The 21,264-nt window shown below is 74.0% G+C and carries 19 protein-coding genes; 10 read left to right on the forward strand and 9 right to left on the reverse strand.

Annotated elements, in window-relative coordinates; all coding sequences use genetic code 11:
* Window positions 1–93: 93 nt before the first annotated feature.
* Window positions 94–1,014, reverse strand: a complete 921-nt coding sequence (locus tag N3K63_RS10345) for a lytic transglycosylase domain-containing protein (RefSeq protein WP_261580095.1) — start codon at window positions 1,012–1,014, stop codon at window positions 94–96.
* Between the two features lie 417 nt (window positions 1,015–1,431).
* Between N3K63_RS10345 and N3K63_RS10350 the strand changes: the two genes are divergently transcribed.
* Window positions 1,432–3,522, forward strand: a complete 2,091-nt coding sequence (locus N3K63_RS10350; protein ID WP_261580096.1) for a glucose PTS transporter subunit IIA — start codon at window positions 1,432–1,434, stop codon at window positions 3,520–3,522.
* A gap of 160 nt (window positions 3,523–3,682) precedes the next feature.
* On the opposite strand, the gene coaBC is transcribed toward N3K63_RS10350, so the two are convergent.
* Complete coding sequence (coaBC, locus tag N3K63_RS10355) at window positions 3,683–4,888, reverse strand: bifunctional phosphopantothenoylcysteine decarboxylase/phosphopantothenate--cysteine ligase CoaBC (RefSeq protein WP_261580097.1); 1,206 nt, start codon at window positions 4,886–4,888, stop codon at window positions 3,683–3,685.
* A gap of 36 nt (window positions 4,889–4,924) precedes the next feature.
* Between coaBC and N3K63_RS10360 the strand changes: the two genes are divergently transcribed.
* Together N3K63_RS10360 and N3K63_RS10365 are read left to right on the forward strand one after the other, a co-directional pair.
* On the forward strand, window positions 4,925–5,629 hold the full coding sequence (locus tag N3K63_RS10360; RefSeq protein WP_261580098.1) for an NRDE family protein: 705 nt from the start codon (window positions 4,925–4,927) through the stop codon (window positions 5,627–5,629).
* 75 nt (window positions 5,630–5,704) lie between these two features.
* Window positions 5,705–6,337, forward strand: a complete 633-nt coding sequence (locus tag N3K63_RS10365) for a YdeI/OmpD-associated family protein (RefSeq protein WP_261580099.1) — start codon at window positions 5,705–5,707, stop codon at window positions 6,335–6,337.
* Between the two features lie 212 nt (window positions 6,338–6,549).
* Here N3K63_RS10365 and N3K63_RS10370 read toward each other — a convergent pair whose 3' ends face one another.
* Window positions 6,550–8,097, reverse strand: a complete 1,548-nt coding sequence (locus N3K63_RS10370; protein ID WP_261580100.1) for an FAD-dependent oxidoreductase — start codon at window positions 8,095–8,097, stop codon at window positions 6,550–6,552.
* A 66-nt stretch (window positions 8,098–8,163) separates the two neighbouring features.
* Between N3K63_RS10370 and N3K63_RS10375 the strand changes: the two genes are divergently transcribed.
* Window positions 8,164–8,706 carry a helix-turn-helix domain-containing protein gene (locus tag N3K63_RS10375; RefSeq protein ID WP_261580101.1) on the forward strand — a complete coding sequence of 181 codons (543 nt, stop codon included), beginning with the start codon at window positions 8,164–8,166 and terminating at the stop codon, window positions 8,704–8,706.
* A 154-nt stretch (window positions 8,707–8,860) separates the two neighbouring features.
* Here N3K63_RS10375 and pgi read toward each other — a convergent pair whose 3' ends face one another.
* Both pgi and N3K63_RS10385 read right to left on the reverse strand, forming a co-directional pair.
* Window positions 8,861–10,546 carry a glucose-6-phosphate isomerase gene (gene pgi, locus N3K63_RS10380; RefSeq protein WP_261580568.1) on the reverse strand — a complete coding sequence of 562 codons (1,686 nt, stop codon included), beginning with the start codon at window positions 10,544–10,546 and terminating at the stop codon, window positions 8,861–8,863.
* Window positions 10,540–11,325, reverse strand: coding sequence for a metal ABC transporter ATP-binding protein (locus N3K63_RS10385; protein ID WP_261580102.1), 786 nt, complete (start codon window positions 11,323–11,325; stop codon window positions 10,540–10,542). Before N3K63_RS10385 ends, pgi begins: the two co-directional genes overlap by 7 nt.
* A 55-nt stretch (window positions 11,326–11,380) precedes the next feature.
* Here N3K63_RS10385 and aztB point away from each other — a divergent pair, with 55 nt between their 5' ends.
* Genes aztB through aztD form a run of 4 tightly spaced genes read left to right on the forward strand, consistent with a single transcriptional unit; the run spans window position 11,381 to window position 15,608 of the window.
* Entirely contained in the window at window positions 11,381–12,232 is an 852-nt protein-coding gene (gene aztB, locus N3K63_RS10390; protein WP_261580103.1) for a zinc ABC transporter permease AztB, read from the forward strand.
* A complete protein-coding gene (locus tag N3K63_RS10395; protein WP_261580104.1) occupies window positions 12,229–13,425 on the forward strand; it encodes a hypothetical protein in 1,197 nt (398 codons plus the stop codon). Before aztB ends, N3K63_RS10395 begins: the two co-directional genes overlap by 4 nt.
* Window positions 13,422–14,372, forward strand: a complete 951-nt coding sequence (locus tag N3K63_RS10400) for a metal ABC transporter substrate-binding protein (RefSeq protein ID WP_261580105.1) — start codon at window positions 13,422–13,424, stop codon at window positions 14,370–14,372. The genes N3K63_RS10395 and N3K63_RS10400 overlap by 4 nt, the downstream gene beginning before the upstream one ends.
* Window positions 14,373–14,408: 36 nt before the next feature.
* Window positions 14,409–15,608, forward strand: a complete 1,200-nt coding sequence (gene aztD, locus N3K63_RS10405) for a zinc metallochaperone AztD (protein ID WP_261580106.1) — start codon at window positions 14,409–14,411, stop codon at window positions 15,606–15,608.
* Window positions 15,609–15,674: 66 nt separating this feature from the next.
* On the opposite strand, the gene N3K63_RS10410 is transcribed toward aztD, so the two are convergent.
* The 3 genes from N3K63_RS10410 to N3K63_RS10420 are packed head-to-tail and all read right to left on the reverse strand — an operon-like array spanning window position 15,675 to window position 18,531.
* On the reverse strand, window positions 15,675–16,541 hold the full coding sequence (locus tag N3K63_RS10410; RefSeq protein WP_261580107.1) for a DUF4097 domain-containing protein: 867 nt from the start codon (window positions 16,539–16,541) through the stop codon (window positions 15,675–15,677).
* Window positions 16,538–17,245, reverse strand: a complete 708-nt coding sequence (locus tag N3K63_RS10415; protein WP_261580108.1) for a LuxR C-terminal-related transcriptional regulator — start codon at window positions 17,243–17,245, stop codon at window positions 16,538–16,540. Before N3K63_RS10415 ends, N3K63_RS10410 begins: the two co-directional genes overlap by 4 nt.
* A complete protein-coding gene (locus tag N3K63_RS10420) occupies window positions 17,233–18,531 on the reverse strand; it encodes a sensor histidine kinase (RefSeq protein WP_261580109.1) in 1,299 nt (432 codons plus the stop codon). Before N3K63_RS10420 ends, N3K63_RS10415 begins: the two co-directional genes overlap by 13 nt.
* Before the next feature lie 116 nt (window positions 18,532–18,647).
* Between N3K63_RS10420 and N3K63_RS10425 the strand changes: the two genes are divergently transcribed.
* Entirely contained in the window at window positions 18,648–19,481 is an 834-nt protein-coding gene (locus N3K63_RS10425; protein WP_261580110.1) for a Cof-type HAD-IIB family hydrolase, read from the forward strand.
* 50 nt (window positions 19,482–19,531) lie between these two features.
* Window positions 19,532–20,362 carry an aldo/keto reductase gene (locus N3K63_RS10430; RefSeq protein WP_261580111.1) on the forward strand — a complete coding sequence of 277 codons (831 nt, stop codon included), beginning with the start codon at window positions 19,532–19,534 and terminating at the stop codon, window positions 20,360–20,362.
* A gap of 25 nt (window positions 20,363–20,387) precedes the next feature.
* Here the strand turns inward: N3K63_RS10430 and N3K63_RS10435 are convergent, their stop codons facing one another.
* Window positions 20,388–21,185, reverse strand: coding sequence for a siderophore-interacting protein (locus N3K63_RS10435; protein WP_261580112.1), 798 nt, complete (start codon window positions 21,183–21,185; stop codon window positions 20,388–20,390).
* Between the last annotated feature and the right edge of the window lie 79 nt (window positions 21,186–21,264).

Raw genomic sequence — 21,264 nt, forward strand, 5'->3', positions numbered from 1 at the left:
CCCCCCCCCCCCCCCCCCCCCCCCCCCCCCCCCCCCCCCCCCCCCCCCCCCCCCCCCCCCCCCCCCCCCCCCCCCCACGGGCGGGGGTGCGGCTCAGTACCAGCCGGTGGACTGCGAGTGGCTCCACGCGCCGCAGGGGGTGCCGTAGCGGCCGGCGATGTAGCCCAGGCCCCAGGTGATCTGCGTGGCCGGGTTGGTCTCCCAGTCGGAGCCGGCGGTGGCCATCTTGCTGCCCGGGAGGGCCTGCGGGATGCCGTAGGCGCCCGAACCCTTGTTGTGGGCGGCCGGGTTCCAGCCCGACTCCTTCTGCCAGAGGCGGTCGAGGCACGAGAACTGGTCGGAGCCCCAGCCGTACTGGCTGGCGGCCAGCTCTGCGCCGATCGCGCGGGGGTCGCCCGCCATGATCGGGCGGGCCGGCGCCGACGAGGCGGCGGGGCGCGACGAGGTGCTGGCCGCCTGCGCGGACTCGGCGGCCTCGGCTGCGGCAGCTGCGGCGGCAGCGGCCTCCTCGGCGGCCTTCTTCTCCTGCGCGGCGGTGAGGCGGCTGCGCAGGTCGGCGGTGGCGGCGACCACGGTGCCCATGTCGGCCATCGTCTGGTCGGTGGGGTCGGCCATCAGCAGGTTCGCGTTGTCGGCGACGGCATCCAGGCGGGCGATGCCCTCGGCCAGGGCCGTGGTGTCGATGGTGGTGGCGCCCTCGACGGTCACGCCGGCGGCGGCGACCTCCTGCTGGGCGGCGCCAGCGTCGTCGAGCGCGGCCTGCGCCTGCGCGCGGGCGTCGGCGTCCTTGGCGGTGGTGAGGGGGGCCTCGGCGTCGGCGGCATCGGCGGCGTCGGCCGAGAGGAAGGGGGCGAAGCTCGCCACGGGGGTGACCTGCGCGGCCCGCACCATGGTCGTCCCGGCCGGCTCGGCGGCGTAGGCGACACCCACCCCGCCGATCATGCAGGCGCCGACGGCGACGGCGACGGCGGTGGACAACAGGGCGCGGCGGGCAGGGCGTGAGGAAGCGGGCATGACGTCTTTCGGGTCAGCGGAGCCGGCGGAAATGCACCGGCGCGTGCCCTCGGGTCGGACACAAGTTGCCGAGTCTGTCGGGCGGTTCTGGACGAAACCTCCGCTCTTCCTGGACGCCCGGTGTGAACGGCCGGTCGGAAAAGTCCTGATCCGGGGCTTGTCGGCCCCCGCGCGACGGGGCCCGGATGCCAGTGAGGGAGCGGGATCGGGGCCGATCCGGCGCGCCGGCGGCCGCCGAAGATGGACTACATTCGATCCGGTTGTAAAAACACGGCGTCGCGTTCGGAGATTCTCCGGAACCGGCGCCATACTCATGTGGTCAGGCCATAAGTCCGACCACCTTACGCCGCCGGATCGCTCGGTATAGAGTCGCGATCACAGGCGATACCCAGACAAGGGAGCACAGGGAGCACAGCGATGGCATCCAATACCGCATCTGAGATCCTCGACGCCGTCGGCGGCGCCGAGAACGTCGTCAGCCTCACGCACTGCGCGACGCGCCTGAGGTTCCAGCTCGCCGATGGCGAGAAGGCCGACAAGGCCACCGTGGAGAAGATCCCCGGTGTCATGGGCGCCGTGCCGCAGGCGGGTGACCGCTTCCAGGTGGTCATCGGCGGCGCCGTGCAGAACGTCTACAACGAGATCAACGCGCTCCCGGCCATGGCCGGCGGCGGTGCCGCCTCGGCGGAGTCGATCGACGACATCAAGAAGCGCGAGCGCGAGAAGGGCGTGCGCGGCAAGGTCGCGTGGATCGACTCGCTCTTCGAGTACCTCTCCGACTCGTTCCGCCCGATCCTGGGCGCGCTGCTGGGCGCCTCGCTGTTCATCACCTTCATGGCGCTGATGGCCACGCTCGGGGTCATCCCGGCCTGGAACGCGCCCGGCGTGACCCTCGACCCGTCGTGGGCGTTCGTCAACCTGATGTGGCAGTGCGTGTTCGTCTTCCTGCCGCTGATGGTCGCCTACAACGCCTCCGCCAAGATCGGCGCCGACCCGTGGGTCGGCTTCGCGATCATGGCCGTGCTGATGCTGCCCGGCTTCACCGGGCTGGGCGCGGGCGTCGAGAAGACGGCCCTGTTCGGCTTCGAGCAGGCGCAGGTCGCGATCGTCACCGTGTGGGGTCTGCCCATGCCGATCGCCGACTACTCGTCGCAGGTGTTCCCGCCGCTGCTGATGGCGGCCGTGCTGGGCCTGGTCTACAAGGGCCTGAAGAAGATCATCCCCGCCAACCTGCAGCTGATCTTCGTGCCGTTCCTGGCGATGCTCGTCATGATCCCGCTCACCGCGTTCCTCATCGGCCCGATCGGCGTCTACGTCGGTGCCGGTCTCGCCAGCGCCCTGGCCGCGATCAACAGCTTCTCACCGTTCATCTTCGCGATCGTCATCCCGCTGGCCTACCCCTTCATGGTGCCGCTGGGTCTGCACTGGCCGATCAACGCGATCATGCTCCTCAACATCCAGACCCTCGGCTACGACTTCATCCAAGGCCCCATGGGTGCGTGGAACTTCGCCTGCTTCGGTGCCACCGCCGGTGTGCTCTTCCTCGCCTGGCGCGAGAAGGACAAGGACATGAAGCAGACCGCGACGGGTGCGCTCGCGGCGGGTCTGCTCGGCGGTATCTCCGAGCCCTCGCTCTACGGCATCCACCTGCGGTTCAAGCGGATCTACCCGCGGATGCTGGTGGGCTGCCTCACCGGTGGTCTCATCATCGGCTTCGGCAGCCTCATCCTGGGCCTGCCCAACGGCATCACGACCAATGCGTTCGTGTTCACGTCGCTGCTGACCATCCCCGCCTTCGACCCGATCGGCCTCTACACGATCGCCGTGCTGGCCGCCTTCGCCGTCGCGATGTTCCTCGTGATCATCTCGGGCTACAAGGACAAGGAGCCTGCGGGCGAGGCGGCCGTGGCCGCCGCGACCGCCGGTGACACCGTCGTCGGCGCGAACGCCGCCACCCCTGCCTCGGTGTCCACCGTGGCCGGTGGCGCGGCCGTGGCCGGTGCCGCGACGGCGACCGCGGTCGCCGAGCGCACCGATGCCGTGGGCGAGCTCGTGCAGATCGCGTCGCCGCTGGACGGCACCGTCGTCGCGCTCGACCAGGTTCCCGACCCCGTCTTCGCCGGCGGCGTGATGGGCCCGGGCGTCGCGATCGAGCCGACCGGCGACACCGTCTACGCACCCGGCAAGGGTGTGGTGGTGGCCGCGCAGCCCACCGGACACGCGTTCGGCCTGCAGCTGGACAACGGCGCCGAGATCCTCATCCACGTGGGCATCGACACCGTCAACCTGAAGGGCGAGGGCTTCGACGTCAAGGTCAAGAACGGCGACCAGGTCGACGTCGGCACCCCGCTGGTCACCTTCGACCGCGCCGTGATCGAGAAGGCGGGCTACCCGCTGATCACCCCGGTCATCGTGCTCAACGGCGACTCGTTCGACACCGTCGACCCGGTGGCGCTCGGCCCCGTCACCAGCGGCAGCCCGCTTCTGGACATCCAGAAGAAGGCCTGACCTCCGCAGCGTCCGACCCCCGTCGCCGCGCCCGCGTCGGTTCCTCCGGGAACCGGTCGCCGGGCCGGCGGCGGGGGTCTTCGCTGTTCCGGGGCGTGGGGTGCGGGCGCGTGGTGTGTGCGCGTGGGCGCGTGTGGTGCGGGTGGGAGGCGTCGCGGGGTCAGCCGCGGGCGGCGATGATGGCGCTCCACAGCGCGTCGGCGACGGCGCGCTTGCTGCCGGCGGCGTCGACGGCGACGGCGCCCTGGGCGTCGAGCAGCAGCACGCGGTTGTCGTCGGCCTCGAACCCGGCATCCCACGCCACGCGGTTCACCGCGAGGAAGTCGACGCCCTTGCGGCGGAGCTTGCGCTCGCCGCGCTCCCGCAGCTCGGCCTCGTCGGCCGCGGTCTCGGCCGCGAAGCCGATGACGGTCTGCCCGGCTCGGCGGCCGGCCACGAGCCCCGCGAGCACGTCGGGGTTCTCGACCAGGTCGAGGGCGGCCAGTCCCTCCTCCTTGCGCAGCTTCTCGTGCGAGAGCGCCGCCGCCCGGAAGTCGGCGACCGCGGCCACCATCGCCACGATGTCGGCGGTCGCCGCCGCGGCGGTCATCGCCGCGCCCAGCTCGGCGGCGGTCGAGACGCGCGTGAGGGTGATGCGCGGATGCCGCTGCGCCGCGCTCAGCACGCCCTCGTCGACGTGCGCGGCCACCAGGTGCACCTCGGCGCCGCGCTCGGCGGCGGCCACGGCCAGCGCCGCGCCCTGCCGGCCGCTGGAGCGGTTGCCGAGGAAGCGCACCGGGTCGATCGGCTCGCGGGTGCCGCCGGTGGAGACGGCCACCCGCAGCCCCGACAGATCGCCCCCGGCCGAGGTGACCGCCAGCGCGGCCGTCGCGAGATCGTCGGGCTCGACCATGCGGCCCGGGCCGCTGTCGCCGCCGGTGAGCGCGCCGTCGGCGGGGCCGACCACGTGCACCCCGCGGGCACGGAGCGTGGCGATGTTGGCCTGCGTGGCGGCGTGCTCCCACATCGCGGTGTGCATGGCCGGGGCCACCACCACTGGCGCGGTCGTGGCCAGGAGGGTCACCCCCAGCAGGTTGTCGGCGATGCCGGCGGCCATCTTGGCCAGGGTGTTGGCGGTGGCGGGGGCCACGATCACCAGCTCGGCGCGGGTGCCGAGGGCCACGTGGCGCACCTCGGCGACGTCGTCGTGCACCGAAGTCGTGACAGGATTGCGGCTGACCGCTTCCCAGGTGGCGGTCCCCACGAACCGCAGCGCGTCGCCGGTGGGAACAACGTGCACCTCGTGCCCGTTCGTCACCAGAGTGCGGACGAGCTGGACCGTCTTGTACGCGGCGATGCCGCCCGTGACACCGATGACGACGAACATGCTCCGATCCTCCCACGCGAGCAGGAAGGCCCACCCATGTGCACCGTGATCGTCCACGTCCCCGAGATCGCCGGGCGCCCCGTGCGCCTGCTCGCGGTGCGCGACGAAGACCCCGGCCGGGCGTGGGACCCGCTCGGCGAGGCGTGGCCGGCCGAGCATCCCGGCATCGTCGGGGTGCGCGACCGCCGCGCCGGGGGCGCCTGGCTGGCCGCCGACCGGGCCGCGGGCCGCGTCGCGGTGATCCTCAACCGCGCCGATGTGCTCGGCGCCGAGCCGCTCGCCTCGCGCGGCCACATCGTGCTCGACGCCATCGCCGGCCGCCCGCCGGCCGGCATCCCGCGCACCCACGGGTTCAACCTCGTCGAGGCCGACGCCGGCGGCGCCCGCGTGACCATGTGGGACGGCGCCGCGGTGCGCACGGTGGGCCTGGCCCCCGGCATCCACATGATCGCCCACGACGACGTCGACGACCCGACCACTGCGCGCATCATCGCGTGGCGGGCGGCGTTCCCCGAGCCCGGCGAGGGCGACCGGTGGTGGGAGCCGTGGCTCGACACCCTCGAGCGCACGAGCGAGGTCGGACCGGTCGACGACCGCGCGATCGTGCGCGACAACCGCCCGTTCGGCTACCCGACCCTGTCGCTGCTGGCCTGCGCGGCCTCGATCGACGCCGACGGCGCGCGCGTCGTCTACGGCGAGTTCGACGAGCCCGGAGCGTGGAATCGCCTCACGCTGACGTGACGCGGCGGCGCGCATGAGGCGGCGCGGCGGGAGTGGAGTGCCGCGGTGTCGGGGCCCGCTGCTAGCGTCGCCGACATGAGCGATGCCGAGCCGACGGTCGTCTTCTTCGCCGATGCGGCGCAGTTCCGCGCGTGGCTGGAGGAGCACCACGACTCCGAGGTCGAGCTGTGGATGGGGCTCTACCGCAAGGGCGACCCGCGCCGCGGCATCACGTGGGAGGAAGCGGTCGTCGAGGCGCTCTGCTTCGGCTGGATCGACTCCACGAGCTACCGCATCGACGACGCGGCCCGCCGCCAGCGGTGGACGCCGCGCAAGGCGCGCTCGATGTGGAGCGCGGTCAACATCGCCCACGTCGAGCGGCTGATCGCCGAGGGGCGCATGCGGCCGGCGGGGCTCGCCGCCTACGAGCGGCGCGATCCGGGTGTGGCCGGGTACTCCTATGAGACCCAGCGCGAACTGGGCGACGACCAGCTCGCCGCCCTCGCGGCCGTGCCCGCGGCGCAGGCGTTCTGGGATGCCGCCACCCCGTCGTACCGTCGCACCGCGGGGCACTGGGTGCAGTCCGCCAAGCGCGAGCAGACCCGCGTCGACCGCCTCGCCACGCTCATCGCCGACTGCGCCGCCGGCCGCCTCATCCCCCCGCAGCGCTACGGCACCCCGCCGACCTGGGTCACCCGCGCCGCCGCCGCTGCCGCCGCGAGCGGCTGACCGGGCCCGTTCCGGCCCGCGCGCCGGCGCCGCGGCGAGCTGACTCGGCCCGCGCGCCGGCGCTGCGGCGAGCTGACTCGGCCCGCGCGCCGGCGCTGCGGCATCCGCTCGCCGCACAAGTGCGGTGCCGCGAGCGCGACACGCGGGTGGATGCCGGTGGGTGCGCGGCGTGTCGGGCTGGCGGCACCGGCGTTGTGCGGGGGTGGGGCGTGTCAGGCGCGGCGGCGGAGGAGCAGCACGCCGTCGTCGAGATGGGCGGGGTTGCCGTCGGGGTCGACGGCGTCGCGGGGGCGCACCTCGGCGGCCTCGACCGTCCAGTCAGCCGGGTCGAGGGCGAGGAGCGCGAGCTCCTCGGAGGGCGTGCGCATCGGGGGCAGGTGCGCGGGGAGCTCGCGCGCCCACGGCGGGGGAGCGGCGTGCGAGACGGCGAGCATCCGCCCGCCGGGGGCGACGCGGGCGGCCGCCGCGCGGAGGATGCCGATCCGCGGGAAGTCGGTCTCCCAGGAGTGCAGGAAGCTCGACACGACGAGGTCGAAGCTGCCCGCGGGCAGGTCGGCGTCGGCGTCGGCTGCGACGAAGTCGATGTGCAGGCCCCGGTCGGAGGCAGCCGCGCGGGCGCGCGCGATGGCGGTGGCCGACACGTCGACGGCGGTAACCGTCCAGCCGTGCTCGGCCATCCACACGGCATCCGCGCCCTCGCCGCACCCGATCTCGAGCACCGATCCGGCAGCGAGCTCGGCGACCACGGCGGCCGTCGTGGCGTTGACCCGGCCCGACCAGAACCGGGTGTTCTCGGCGTAGCGCTCCTCCCAGTGCGCGTTGCGCTCGGCGCGGCGGGCGGCGACGGCGCGCGCGGCATCGTCGGCGACGAGCGCGGCGTTCGCGCCCGCCCCGGCCATCGAGCCCGACCCCATCGCCAGCGGCACGTTGCCGAACGGCGCGACGAGGTTGCCCGCCGCCCACACCCGCGGGTGGCTGGTGGCTCCGGCGGGGTCGATGACCAGCGGGGCGCCGGGCTGGTCGCTGCGGGCGAGGCCCAGGGCGGCCGCGAAGTCGAGCGGCAGGCGCGGGGTGGGCGCGGTGAACAGCGCGTCGAGCTCGTGGCGCTCGCCGTCGGCGGTGACGAGGGCGGTCAGCGTGTCGCCGTCGACCTCGACGCGTGCGGCCGGGCTCGAGACGATGCGGATGCCGCGGGCGACGAGCCGCGCGCGCACCGCGTCGTCGAGGGGCTCGGCCGCCGCGGTGAACGCGGTCACCTCGTCGCTCCACTGCCGCACGAGTTCGATCTGGTGGATGCCGGCGGGCGAGGTGGCCAGCACGCCCAGGCGCCGGCCGGCGACCTCGTAGCCGTGGCAGTAGGGGCAGTGCAGCACATCGCGGCCCCAGCGCTCTGCCAGGCCGGGGAGCGCCGGCAGGCCGTCGACGGCCCCCGCCGCGAGCACGACCGCCCGGGCGGCGTCGACCGTGCCGTCGGCCCGGGTGAGGCGCAGCCGGTCGCCGAGGTCGTCGATTCTCGTCACGAGCCCGGTCTCGATCTCCACGCCGTAGTCCGCGGCCTCGGCGCGTCCGCGGGCCAGGAGCTCGGCGGGGTCGACGCCGTCGTGCCCCAGCACGCCGTGCATGTGCGACGCGAAGCGGTTGCGCGGCGCGCCCCCGTCGATCACGAGCGTGCGGCGACGCGCGCGCCCCAGCATCTGTGCGGCCGAGAGGCCCGCGGCTCCGCCGCCCACGACGACGGCATCCCATTCACGTTCTTCCATGCCTCACAGCATCCGATCGTGTGGCGACTCTTGCAAGCAGACTTGCAATAATGGCAAGCTGTCGTCATGGCGGGCGTGGATCAGGTGGGGGCGCGGCTGCGCGCCGCCCGGCAGGCGAAGGGCTGGACGCTCGATGACCTCGCGGCGCGCGCGTCGATGTCGGCGAGCACGCTGTCGCGGCTGGAATCGGGCAAGCGGCAGGCCAACCTCGAGCTTCTCGTGCCGCTGACCCGGATGCTCGGCATCCGCATCGACGACCTCGTCGCGGAGCCGGCCGATCCCCGGGTGCGGCGCCCGTCGACCACGCGTCACGGCTACGTCGTGGCCCCGCTCACCCGCGAGGACTCGCCGGTGCAGACCTACAAGGTGACCTTCCCGCCGCTCGCCGAGGCCCCCACGCTGCGCGTGCACGAGGGGTTCGAGTGGTTCTACGTGCTCAGCGGGCGCGTGCGCCTGGTGCTGGGCGAGAGCGAGCTCGTGCTCGAGCGCGGCGAGGCCGCCGAGTTCGACACCCGCACCCCGCACTCCATCAGCGCCCTCGGCGACGCGCCGGCCGAGGTCGTGAGCATCTTCAGCCCCGACGGCCACCGCCTCCACACCCGCACCTGACGGCCCCGGGCCCCCGGGCCCGGCCCCTGACCGCGAGAGAACACGGGGGCGCCGAGGGAACGGTCGACACCCGTTCTCTCGGCGCTCCGTTGTTCTCTCGCGGCCAGGCCGGCCGGGCCAGGCCGGGCCGGGCCGGCCCGACCCGAGCCGGGGCTCAGGGCTGGCGGTGGGTGCGGTAGTAGTCCAGGAGGGCGCGGGTGGAGGCGTCCTGGGCGGCGTAGGCGGCCTCGTCGCCCTCGATGGCGGGGGCGATCTGCAGGGCGAGCTGCTTGCCGAGCTCGACGCCCCACTGGTCGAAGGAGTTGATGCCCCAGATGACGCCCTGGGTGAAGGTGATGTGCTCGTAGAGCGCGATCAGCTCGCCGAGCACCTTCGGGGTGAGGGCGGGGGCGAAGATCGACGTCGTCGGGCGGTTGCCGGCGAAGGTGCGGGCGGCCACGAGGGCCCCCGTCGTGCCCTCGGCCTCGACCTCTTCGGCGGTCTTGCCGAACGCGAGGGCCTTGGTCTGGGCGAGGAAGTTCGCCAGGAACAGGCCGTGCACGTCGCGGTCGCCGTCGGTGAGCGGGTAGGCCGGCGTCGCGAAGGCGATGAAGTCGGCCGGGATCAGGCGCGTGCCCTGGTGGATGAGCTGGTAGAACGCGTGCTGCCCGTTGGTGCCGGGCTCGCCCCAGAACACCTCGCCGGTCTCGGTGGTCACCGGCGACCCGTCCCAGCGCACCGACTTGCCGTTGGACTCCATGGTGAGCTGCTGCAGGTACGCGGCGAAGCGGCTCAGCTGCTGCGCGTAGGGCAGCACCGCGTGCGACTGCGCGCCGAGGAAGTTGGTGTACCAGACGTTGAGCAGGCCCATCAGCACGGGCACGTTCTCGGCCAGCGGGGCGGATGCCACGTGCTCGTCGACCGCGTGGAAGCCGGCCAGCAGCTCGCGGAACGAGTCGGGGCCGAGCTCGAGCATGAGCGAGAGGCCGATGGCCGAGTCCACCGAGTAGCGGCCGCCCACCCAGTCCCAGAACCCGAAGGCGTTCGCGGTGTCGATGCCGAAGGCGGCCACCTTGTCGAGCGCGGTCGACACGGCGACGAAGTGGTGGGCGACGGCATCGGTGCGCTGGGCCTCGGAGTCGTCGATGGCGCCCGCGGTGCGCAGGCCCGCCCACAGCCAGTCGCGCGCGAGGCGCGCGTTGGTGAGGGTCTCGAGGGTGGTGAACGTCTTCGACGCGACGATGAACAGCGTCGTCTCGGGGTCGAGGTCGGCGGTCTTGTGCGCGAGGTCGAACGGGTCGATGTTCGAGACGAACCGCGCCTGGATGCCGGCGGTGGCATACGGCTCGAGGGCGGCCGAGATCATCGCGGGGCCGAGGTCGGAGCCGCCGATGCCGATGTTGACGACGGTGGCGACCTTCTTCCCGGTGATGCCGGTCCACTCGCCCGAGCGCACCCGCTCGGCGAACGCGGTCATCGCTGCGAGCACGCCCTGCACGTCGGCGTCGATGTCCTGCCCGTCGACGACCAGCTTCGGCTCGCTGCCGGCGGGGCGGCGGAGGGCCGTGTGCAGCACCGCACGGTCTTCGGTCGTGTTGATGTGCTCACCGGCGCGCATCGCGGCGTAGCGCTCGGCGACCCCGGTCTGCTCGGCGAGCGAGACCAGCGAAGCGAGGATGCCGGCGTCGATGAGGTTCTTCGACAGGTCGACGCGCAGGTCGGCCAGGTCGAACGTCAGCCGCTCGACGCGACCGGGATCGGCGTCGAACCAGGCCCGCAGATCCGGGGCGAAGACGTTCTTGTGGGCGGCGAGCTCGGCCCAGGCGGCGGTGGTGGTGGCATCGATGGGAGTGGTCACCAGGCCACGCTAGCGCGGGGCGGCGCGGGTGTGCAGTCGGGTGGGCCGGAGATAGCGCCCAGCCGCCCGTCGGCGAGCGTGGCGACCGCGTCGACGCGGCCGAGCTCGGCGAGGTCGTGGGTGACGACGACGACGGCGGCGCCGGCGGCGGTCAGGGCCGAGATCGCGGCGGCGGCATCGGCGCGCGCCGCGTCGTCGAGGCCCGTCATGGGTTCGTCCAGCAGCACGAGCGTCGCCTGCTGCGCCAGCGCCTGAGCCAAGAACGCGCGGCGGCGCTGCCCGCCCGACAGCTCGCCGATGCGGCGGCGGGCGAGCGCGGTGAGCCCCACCGCGGCGATGGCCGACGCGATGGCCTCGCGGTCGACCCGTCGCAGCGGGCGCCAGAACCCGCGCTGCCGCCAGCGCCCCATCGCGACCACCCCCTCGACGTTGAGCGGCAGGCGCTCGCCGGTGGTGGTGTGCTGCGGCACGAGGGCCACGGCGGTGCCGGGTGCCCGCCACGCGCTGCCGGCGGTGGGCGCGGTGAGCCCCGCCATCACCGACAGCGCCGTCGACTTGCCGCTGCCGTTGGCGCCGACGACGGCGAGCACCCGGCCCGCCCGCGCGTCGAGATCGACGCCGCGCAGGGCCGCGTGCCCGTCGATGTCGACGCCCACCTGCCGCAGCCGCGCGATCACGGGCGCGCCGGGCAGGGCGGCGCCGGAGCGAGCTGTGCCGGGGAGCGCTGCGCCGGGGAGGGCTGCGCGGGGAAGGGGGGCGTCGAGCGGATGCGAGGGCGACATGCCCGCCAGTATCGCAAATGAAAACCATTCTCAATAACTGCTAGGGTCGTCGACCGTGTCCCTCCTCCTCGACCCGTTCACCGTCGCCTTCGTGCAGCGCGCCCTGCTCGGCGGCGCCCTCGTGGCGCTCGTCTGCGGGGTCGTGGGCACCTGGGTGGTGCTGCGCGGCATGGCCTTCCTCGGCGAGGCGATGGCCCACGGCATGCTCCCCGGCATCGCGGTGGCGACCCTCACCGGCATCCCGCCGATGGTGGGCGCCGCCGTCAGCGCCGGGGCCATGTCGGTGGGCATCGGTGCGCTGCAGCGCCGCGGGCGCCTGTCGGCCGACACCAGCATCGGGCTGCTGTTCGTGGCGAGCCTGGCGCTGGGCGTCATCATCGTCTCGTCATCGCGGAGTTTCGCGACCGACGCGACGGCCATCCTCTTCGGCGACATCCTCGCCATCGGCACCGCCGACCTCGTCGCCCTCGCCGTGGCCGCGGCGGTCGTGCTCGTCGTGGCCGCCGCCGGCCACCGGGCATTCGTCGCGCTGACCGTCGACCCGCGGCAGGCGCAGCTGCTGGGGCTGCGGCCCCGCCTCGCGCACATCGTGCTCGTCGCCCTCGTCACCCTCGCCGTCGTCGCCGCCTACCAGGCAGTCGGATCGCTGCTGGTGGTCGGGATGCTGCTCGGCCCCGCCGTCGCCGCCGGTGCGTGGACCAGTCGCATCGTGTCGACCATGGCGCTGGCGGCGGTCATCGGCACGGCCGCCGTCGCGGTGGGGCTGCTGCTCTCGTGGCACCTCGGCACCGCCGCGGGGGCGACCATCGCGTTCACCGCCATCTGCTCCGGCGCCCTGTCGACCGGCATCCGCGCCCTCGTCCGGTCGCTGCGACCGGCCGCCGCCCTCTCCGGAAGGACCGCATGACGACCCGCCCCCTCGCACTGCTCGGCGCCGCCCTGCTGCTGCCCGCCCTGCTCGCCGGCTGCGCCGCGACCCCCGCGACACCCCCGCCGCCCAGCCCGACCGCGGCCCCCGGTCACGGGGCCGTCGCCGGGGCGGTGGAGCTCGCCGAGCCCGCGCTGCACCTCGCCTCGATCTCCCCGGATGGCGCCGTGCACCACCTCGACCTGCTCGACGGCGAGAGCACGTCGCTCGGCGACATCGCGCCGGCGGCGACGCTCGACAGCGAGGGCCGGTTCCTGTTCGCCGGACGCGACGGGTCGGTGTCGATCGTCGACAGCGGGGTGTGGACCTGGAACCACGTCGATCACTTCCACTACTACGAGGCGCCCTCCCGCCTGCTCGGTGAGCTGACCGGCGACGGCACGCCCCGCACCGTCGTCAGCGACCTCGGCGCCGGGGTGCACTTCGACGGCGGCGAGGCGGTGCTGCTCGACCTCGGCGCGCTCAAAGACGGCGAGATCGTCGCGGCACTGCGCCTCGAGGTCGCCCCCGGCGACGGCATGATCGTCCCCCTCCCCGTCGGCGCGCTCGTGACCACCGGTGAGGGGCTGCGTCGTGTGGATGCCGACGGCACGGCGCGCGAGACCATCCCGTGCGCCGCGCCGCAGGGCTCGATCGCGACGGTCGAGGGCGTGGTCGTCGGCTGCGCCGACGGGGCCGTGCTCGTCACCGGCGCGGGCGATTCGACCGCCGTCGAGCGGATCCCCTACCCGGAGGGGGCGGGGGAGCGGGCGGTGTCCTTCGCCGCCCGCGAGCACCGGCCCACCGTGGCCGGCGTGACCGGCGGGACGACCTTCTGGATGCTCGACACCCGCGCCCGCACGTGGACCGAGGTCGACGCCGGCGAACCGCTCGAGCGGGTCGTCGCCGTCGACGACACGGCCGGGCACGTGGTGGCCCTCGCCGCCGACGGCGCCGTGCAGGTGTTCGCCGGCGGTGCGCCGGTGGCCCGCACCGCGCCCCTCGTGGCCGCGTCGCTGGCCGACCCCGCCCTCGCCGCCGGGGTCTCCCTGACCGTCGACGCGCACCGCGTCTACCTCAACGGGCCCGCCGAACGGATGCTGTTCGAGCTCGCCCCCGCCGACGGCGCGCGGATCGCGCGCACCTTCCCGACCGGCCACGTGCCGCAGCTGACCACGGAGACGGGCCGATGAGCCGCCGCACCACGACCCGCACCACCGCCCTCGCGCTCGCCGCCGCGCTGTGCCTCACGGCGCTCACGGCGTGCACCGCGCCGGCCGCCGACGAGCGCCCCTCGGTCGTGGTGACCACCAACATCCTCGGCGACGTGGTCACCGCCCTGGCCGGCGACGCGCTCGCGGTCGCCACGCTCATGCCGCCGGGCGCCGACCCGCACGCCTTCGAGCTGTCGGCGCAGCAGGCCCAGTCGCTGCGCACCGCCGACCTCGTCGTCTCGAACGGGCTGGGGCTGGAGGAGGGGCTGCAGCGGCACGTCGACGCGTCGGCCGCCGACGGCGCCGACCAGTTCGTCGCCGGCGACCACGTGCAGGTGCTGGGCTACGCCGATGCGGATGCCGACGACCCCCACTTCTGGACCGACCCCGGTCAGATGACGCGCGTCGTCGAGGCGCTGCTGCCCGAACTGACCGCTCTGGCCGGGGCGGGGGCCGGGGCCGGGGCCGGGGCCGAGACCGCCGTCGAGACCGTGCAGGCGGCGGGCCGGCAGTACCTCGCCGACCTCGCGGCGCTCGATGCCGAGATGACGGCGGCGTTCGCGGCGATCCCGGCCGACCGCCGCGCCCTGGTGACCAACCACCACGTCTTCGGCTACCTCGCCGCCCGCTACGACGTGCGCATCCTCGGTGCCGCGATCCCCGGGGGCACCACCCTCGCCGCGCCCAGCGCCGGCGATCTGCGCGACCTCGTCGACGCGATCGACGCCGCCGGGGTGCCGACGATCTTCGCCGAGTCGTCGCAGCCCGACCGCCTCATGCAGGTGCTCGCCGACGAGGCCGGCCGCGACGTGCAGGTGGTGTCGCTGCCCACCGAGTCGCTGGCCGCACGCGGCGAACCCGCCGACACCTACCTCGACATGATGCGCGTGGTCACTCAGCGCATCTCCCACGGGCTCGCCCCCTGAGCCCCCCCGCAGAAACCCCCACAGAAAAGGAAGCACATGAAACGTCTCCTCCCCGTCGGCGCCCTCGTCGGCGTCGCCGCCCTCGCGCTCACCGCGTGCGCCGGCACCAGCGCACCGGCCGGCACCGCCGACCCCGCCGCCACCGACCCCGCCGCCACCGACGCGGCCGCCTCCGACTCCGGCTCCCGCGTGGCCGTCGGCTATGAGGGCGGCGTGCTCGTGCTCGACGGGCAGTCGCTCGACGAGCTCGGCGACTTCGCCTCCGAGGACTTCATCCGCCTCAACCCCGCCGGCGACGGCCGCCACGTGCTGGTGACCACCTCGGCGGGCTTCCAGTTCCTCGACGTGCAGCAGCCCGAGCTCACCGACCTCGTCGTGCCCGCCGCCACCGCCGGGCACGTCGTGAGCCACGCCGGCACGACCGTGCTTTACGACGACGCCACCAGCGACACCACGATCTTCGACTCGGCCGCCCTCGCCGACCGCGGCGACGCGCTGCCCGAGGCCACCGTCATCGAGGGCGTCGAGGCGCATCACGGCGTCTCGGTGCAGCTCGAGGACGGCACCGTGCTCACCACCGTCGGCGGCGAGGCCGGGCGCACCGGCATCCGCGTGCTCGACGACCACGGCCACGAGGTCGCCGTCAACGCCGAATGCCCCGGCGTGCACGGCGAAGGCGCGACCCACGACGAGGCGGTCGTCTTCGGCTGCGAGAACGGCGCCCTGCTCTACCGCGACGGCGAGATCACCAAGCTCGCCTCGCCCGACGCCTACGGCCGCATCGGCAACGCCTACGTCTCCGACACCAGCCCGCTGATCGTCATGGACTACAAGGACGACCCGGATGCCGAGGGCTACCTGCTGCACACCGTCGCCCTCGTCGACACCGAGGCGGCCACCCTCACCACCGCCGCCCTGCCGGAGGGCATCGCGTACACCTACCGCGGTGTCGCCCGCGGCCCGGCCGGCGAGGGTGTGCTGATCGGCACCGACGGAAGCCTGCACTCCCTCGACCCCGCCACCGGTGAGATCACCTCGTCGCTGCCGGTGATCGACGCGTGGGAGGGCCCCGCCCAGTGGCAGGAGCCGCACCCGACCCTGCGGGTCGCCGGCGACATCGCCTACATCACCGACCCGGCCGACAGCGAGCTGGTGGCCGTCGACCTCACCACCGGTGAGATCATCGCGACCGCGAAGCTCCCGCAGGTGCCCAACGAGATCGCCGCAGTGTCCTGACCCGAGGGCGCACATGCGGCAGGGCCGGTCGGGGAAGCCACCCGACCGGCCCTGCCGTGTGCGTGCTCAGCGCACCGGGCGCAGCACGACCTGACCGGCCGACACCGTCACCGAGATCTGCGACGATGCGGCAGCCGAGGTGTCGAGGCGGTTGTCGAAGCCGCCGGCCTCGACGTCGGAGACCACCCGGTAGGTCTCGTCGGGCAGCTCCAGGGTCACCCGGCCGGCCGACACGTCGATGGTGAGGGCGTCGGGGGCCCGCCGCAGCCGGCCGTCGAGCGCGCCGGCGCTCACCTGCATCTCGGCGGTGCGCACGCCCGCCAGGTCGAGGCTCGTGCGCCCCGCGCTCACGTCGACGTCGAGCTCGGCCGCGGTGCCCGACACATCGATCGCGCCGGCATCGAGGTCGACGTCGAGCTCGCCATAGGTGCCGTCGGCGGTGATCGAGCCGGCCGACAGCGACAGCGAGGCATCCAGCGCACCCCGCTCGAGGGCCGACGGGAGGGTCAGCACGGCGCTGTCGCCGCCGTCGCGCCCGAACGACCAGCCGCCGAACCACGAGCGGTCGGTGCGCACCGACAGCTCGTCGCCGTCGCGCTCGAAGCTCCAGTCGCCGGGGGTGCCCTCCACGACCAGCTGCGCCTGGTCGACGTCGCCGTAGATGATCGTCAGGTCGGCGGCGCTCACGTCGACGTCGAAGCCGGTGATGCCGTTGACCGCGGCGGTGAAGGTCTCGGTGCGCACCGCGGTGCTGCGCACGGCCGCGAAGGCCGAGCCGGCGATCGCGCCGACGATGAGCACCGCCCCGGCGACGATCGCGATGATCGCCACCACCGTCGACGAGGTGCGTCGCGGCGGGGTGGGCGCGCCCGCACCGGGGGGCGGTGCGGCGGGCTGAGGGGGCAGCGGGGGCGGGGTCATGGTGGTGGTCATCGGTCTGCTCCGTTCGGTGACGGGGTGGAAGTGGGGGTCTGCGCGGGGGTCTGCCCCGTGGTCTGCTCCAGGTGCACGAGGGCGGCCAGCACCCGCCGGTTGCCGTGCTCGTCCTGCTCGAGGTCGAGCTTCTGGAACAGCGAGGTGATGTGCTTCTCGACGGCGGCCTCGCTCACGTGCAGGGCCGCGGCGATGGCCTGGTTGCTCTTGCCCTCGGCGATCAGCGCCAGCACGGAGCGCTCCCGCTCGGTCAGCCGCGCCATCCGGTCGTCGCGGGCGCGGCGGGTGAGCAGCTGCGCGACGACCTCGGGGTCGAGCACCGTCGCGCCCTCGCCGATGCGCTGCACCGCGTCGAGGAAGTCGGCGACGTCGGCCACCCGGTCTTTCAGCAGGTAGCCCAGCGCCGCGCGCTGCCCGGCGATGAGGTCGCTGGCGTAGCGCTCCTCGACGTACTGGCTCAGCACGAGCACCGGCAGCGTCGGGTTGTCGGCGCGCAGCCCCAGGGCCGCCCGGATGCCCTCGTCGGTGAACGTCGGGGGCAGGCGCACGTCGAGGATGCACAGCTCGGGAGAGGTGCCCGCCACCTGCGCGGCCAGCTCGTGCGCGTCGGGGAGGGCGGCAACGATCTCGTGGCCGGCGTCTTCGAGCACGCGCACCAGGCCGGCGCGCAGCAGCGCGGAGTCTTCGCAGATCAGGATGCGCACGGGACGCTCACCTCCAGGGCGGTGGGGCCGCCGATCGGACTGTCCAGCCGCGGCGTGCCGCCGGCGGCGAGGATGCGGTTCATGATGCCGTCCAGGCCTCCGCCGGGCTGCACGTGCGCCCCGCCGATGCCGTTGTCCTCGACGCGGGCCCACAGGCTCCCCGAGGCGCCGTCCACGCCGTCACGGCGGCGCACGGTCACGCGGGCCTCCGAGCCGCGCGAGTGCTTGGCGGCGTTGGTGAGCGATTCGGCGATGGCGAAGTACACGGCGGCCTCGGCGGTCGCCGAGCAGCGGCCGTCGATGCGCACGTCCAGGCTCACCGGGATGGGGGAGCGGGCGGCCAGCGCCGACAGCGCGGCATCCAGACCCCGGTCGTCGAGCACGGACGCGTGGATGCCGCGGGCGAGCTGCCGCAGTTCGGTGATGGCCGCCTTCGTCGAGGTGTGCGCCTCGTCGATGAGCGCCTTGGCCGCGACCGGGTCGGTGTCGATCTTCTGCTGGGCGAGGCCCAGGGTCATGCCGACCGAGACCAGCCGCGGCTGGACGCCGTCGTGCAGGTCGCGCTCGATGCGGGTGCGCTCGACCTCGCTGGCACGCACGGCCCCTTCGCGCTGGGCGCCGGCGGTGCGGGCCTGCTCGGCGGCGGTGAAGGCCTGCTCGGCGAGGATGGCCTCCCGCGAGGGCACGAGGATCGCACGGGTGAGCACACCGTGCAGCAGCGCGATGCCCAGCAGCAGCGCGAGGCACACGACGATGCTGAGGAGGCCGATCCCCACGGCCCAGCCGGGCTCGACGGTCAGCCCGGTGGTGGGCAGGCGCACGAGGTCGCCGCCGCGCAGCGGGGCGAACAGCAGGCCGATGCTCGTGAACAGCCACGAGATCGTCGGCAGCACGATCAGGCCCAGCACGGTGGCGATCGCGACGCTCGCGACGCCGCGCCACATCGGCCCGTCGGTGAACTGGCGCCACAGCGACCGCAGCCACCCGCCGAAGCCGGGGCGTTCGCGGCGGCGCAGGCGCAGCGCGGGGAGGCCGTAGTGGTAGAGGCCCTCGACGCGCTCGTACTCGATCCACGCCGCCGCCCACAGGGCGTAGACGAAGCCGACCAGCAGCACCAGGCCGATGCCGAAGACCAGAGCGGTGCCGAGCCCCACGCTCAGCAGGGTGAACAGCACGGTGAACGCGATCGAGCCGGCGACGCCCAGGGCGGCCAGCTGCGCGATCGCGCCGAGATGGATGAGCGGGCCCGGGCGACGGACGGTCGCGGGGGCGGCAGTGGTGGTCATGACTCCACGGTAGGACCGGGGGCGACCCCGCGCCCCAGAGTCATCCGTACACCTGGGGTGGGGTTTTCCCTACCTTCGCGGGCGACGGCTGGGCGGGGCTGCGCGAGGATGGAGGGGTGCCCCGCCCCGACTCCCGCCCCGACTCCCGCCCCGACATCCGCCTGATCGCCGTCGACATGGATGGGACGCTGCTCAGCCCCGAAGGCGAGGTGCCGGCCGCGCTGTGGGGCCTGCTGGAGCGTCTGCACGCCCGCGGCATCGCCTTCGCGCCGGCCAGCGGCCGGCAGCTGGCCACCCTGCAGGCGATGTTCGCCGCGGTGCCCGTGCCGCTGGACTACATCGCCGAGAACGGCGCGTTCGTCGTCAAGGGCGACGTCGAGGTGAGCTCCGACGCGATGGACCCCGAGGTCGTCGCCGACGTGGTGCGGCGCGTGCGCGCGGCGGTGGCCGCCGGAGAGCTGCGCACCGGCGTGGTGGTGTGCGGCAAGCGGTCGGCCTACATCGAAGACCCCGATCCCGACTTCCGCATCGAGGTCGACAAGTACTACCGCGCGCTGAGCGTCGTCGACGACCTCACCGCGACCGGCGACCAGATCCTCAAGGTCGCCCTCTACGACTTCGACGGCGGAGAGACCCGCACCGCGCCCCGCTTCGCCGACCTCACCGCGACCCACCAGGTCGTCGTCTCGGGCGAGCACTGGGTCGACATCATGAACGCCGGCGTCGACAAGGGCGTCGCCCTGCGCGCGCTGCAGCGAGGGCTCGGCGTCACCGCCGCCCAGACGGCCGCGTTCGGCGACTACCTCAACGACGTCGAGATGCTGCGCGCGGCGCAGTGGTCGTACGCGATGGCCGACGCGCACCCCGACGTGGTGGCCGTGGCCCGCCACCGGGCCCCCTCCAACGCCGAGGCCGGCGTCATCCAGGTGATCGAGCAGCTCATCGCCTGACGGGCGACACCCCGAGCCCGCGGCCGGTGAGCGGGCGTAGCGTGGAGCACATGGTCACGATCCCCACGGTCACCCTCTCCGACGGCACGACGTTCCCCGAACTCGGGTTCGGCACCTACAAGCTGCGCGATGCGGAGGGAGTGGATGCCATCGTCTCGGCGATCGACAGCGGCTACCGTCTGCTCGATTCCGCCGTCAACTACGAGAACGAGGCGGAGGTGGGCGAAGCGGTGCGCCGGTCCGGCATCCGCGACGAGCTGATCGTCACCACCAAGGTGCCCGGCCGCGACCACGGCGCGCAGAAGACCCGCCGCAGCGCCGAGGCGTCGCTGCAGCGCCTCGGTCTGGAGCGCATCGACCTCTACCTCATCCACTGGCCGAACCCGTCGCAGGGCGCATGGCTGGATACCTACCGCGAGATGCTGCGCCTGCGGGACGAGGGCCTGGTGGGCTCGGTGGGTGTCTCGAACTTCACGGCGGCCATGCTGACCCGCCTGATCGACGAGACGGGGGTTGCCCCCGTGGTCAACCAGGTCGAGATGCACCCCTACTTCCCGCAGCAGTCGCTGCGCGAGTTCCACGCCGCCCACGGCATCCGCACCGAGAGCTGGAGCCCGCTGGCCCGGCGCAGCGAGCTGCTGGGCGAGCAGGTCGTCACCGACATCGCCGCCGCCCACGGGGTCACCCCGACGCAGGCGGTGCTGCGCTGGCACACCCAGCTGGGTTCGACGCCCATCCCGAAGTCCGCCGACCCGGCGCGGCAGATCGAGAACGCCGACGTGTTCGGCTTCACCCTCGCCGGCGACGAGGTCGCGGCCCTCTCCGGCCTCGAGCGCGGCCGCCTGTGGGACGGCGACCCCGACACCCACGAAGAGATGTGAGCCCGCGCGCCGATCCGGCGCCGCGTCAGTGCGGCGCGTGGTACTCCGCGGCGCCGCGCTTCCAGTAGCCCTTGACGACGAACCGGCTCGGGTCGAGCCCCCACCGCCCCTGCAGCAGCGCGCGGCCCGGCGCCACGATGGCCTGCTCGGCGGCGATGAAGCAGAACACGTCGCCGGTCGGCCGATCGGCCGCGCCCAGCGCGTCGAGGGCGGCGGCCAGCACCGATCCGGATGCCGCGTCGTCGCGGTGCAGCTGGGTGACGCGCACGCCGGGCGGCGCGGTGATGGGCAGCTCGTGGTCGGCGTCCGGCACCTCGACGAGGATGCGTCCGACGGCGTCGGCATCCATCAGGTGCGCATAGCGGCGCATCGCCGGCACGGCCGTCTCGTCGCCCGCGAGCAGCCACGCGTCGGGCCGTCCCTGCAGCACCGCCGAGCCGCGGGGGCCGCCGATGCCGGCGACGCTGCCGATGTCGGCCGTGGCCGCCCACGGCGCGGCCACGCCGTCGGCCCCGTGCACGGCGAACTCGAGATCGAGCCACCCCGACTCGGCATCCCACGCCAGCGGCGTGTACTCGCGGCTGGGCGCCTGCCGCAGCTCGTCGATGCCGGCGGGCGCGGTGTCGGGGAAGAAGATGCGGATGTGGTCGTCGCTGCCGGGTGAGTCGAAGCCGACGAGGTCGGCGCCCTCCAGCCGCACCCGCACGTACCCCGGGGTGAGCCACTGCCGCGCGGCGAGGTGCACGGTGCGCAGCACCAGCTCGAGGGGGCGGCGCTCCAGCCGGAAGGAGGTGGGCGACGGGGCGGAGTTGACGGCGGTCATGAAGGTTAGGCTAACCTACCTTCGCGATGGGCTCCACGTGTCGTGGCGCCGATCGCCCTCCCTGCACACATCACCGGAA

The organism is Microbacterium festucae, from assembly GCF_025421715.1.
Taxonomy (GTDB): Bacteria; Actinomycetota; Actinomycetes; order Actinomycetales; family Microbacteriaceae; genus Microbacterium; species Microbacterium festucae.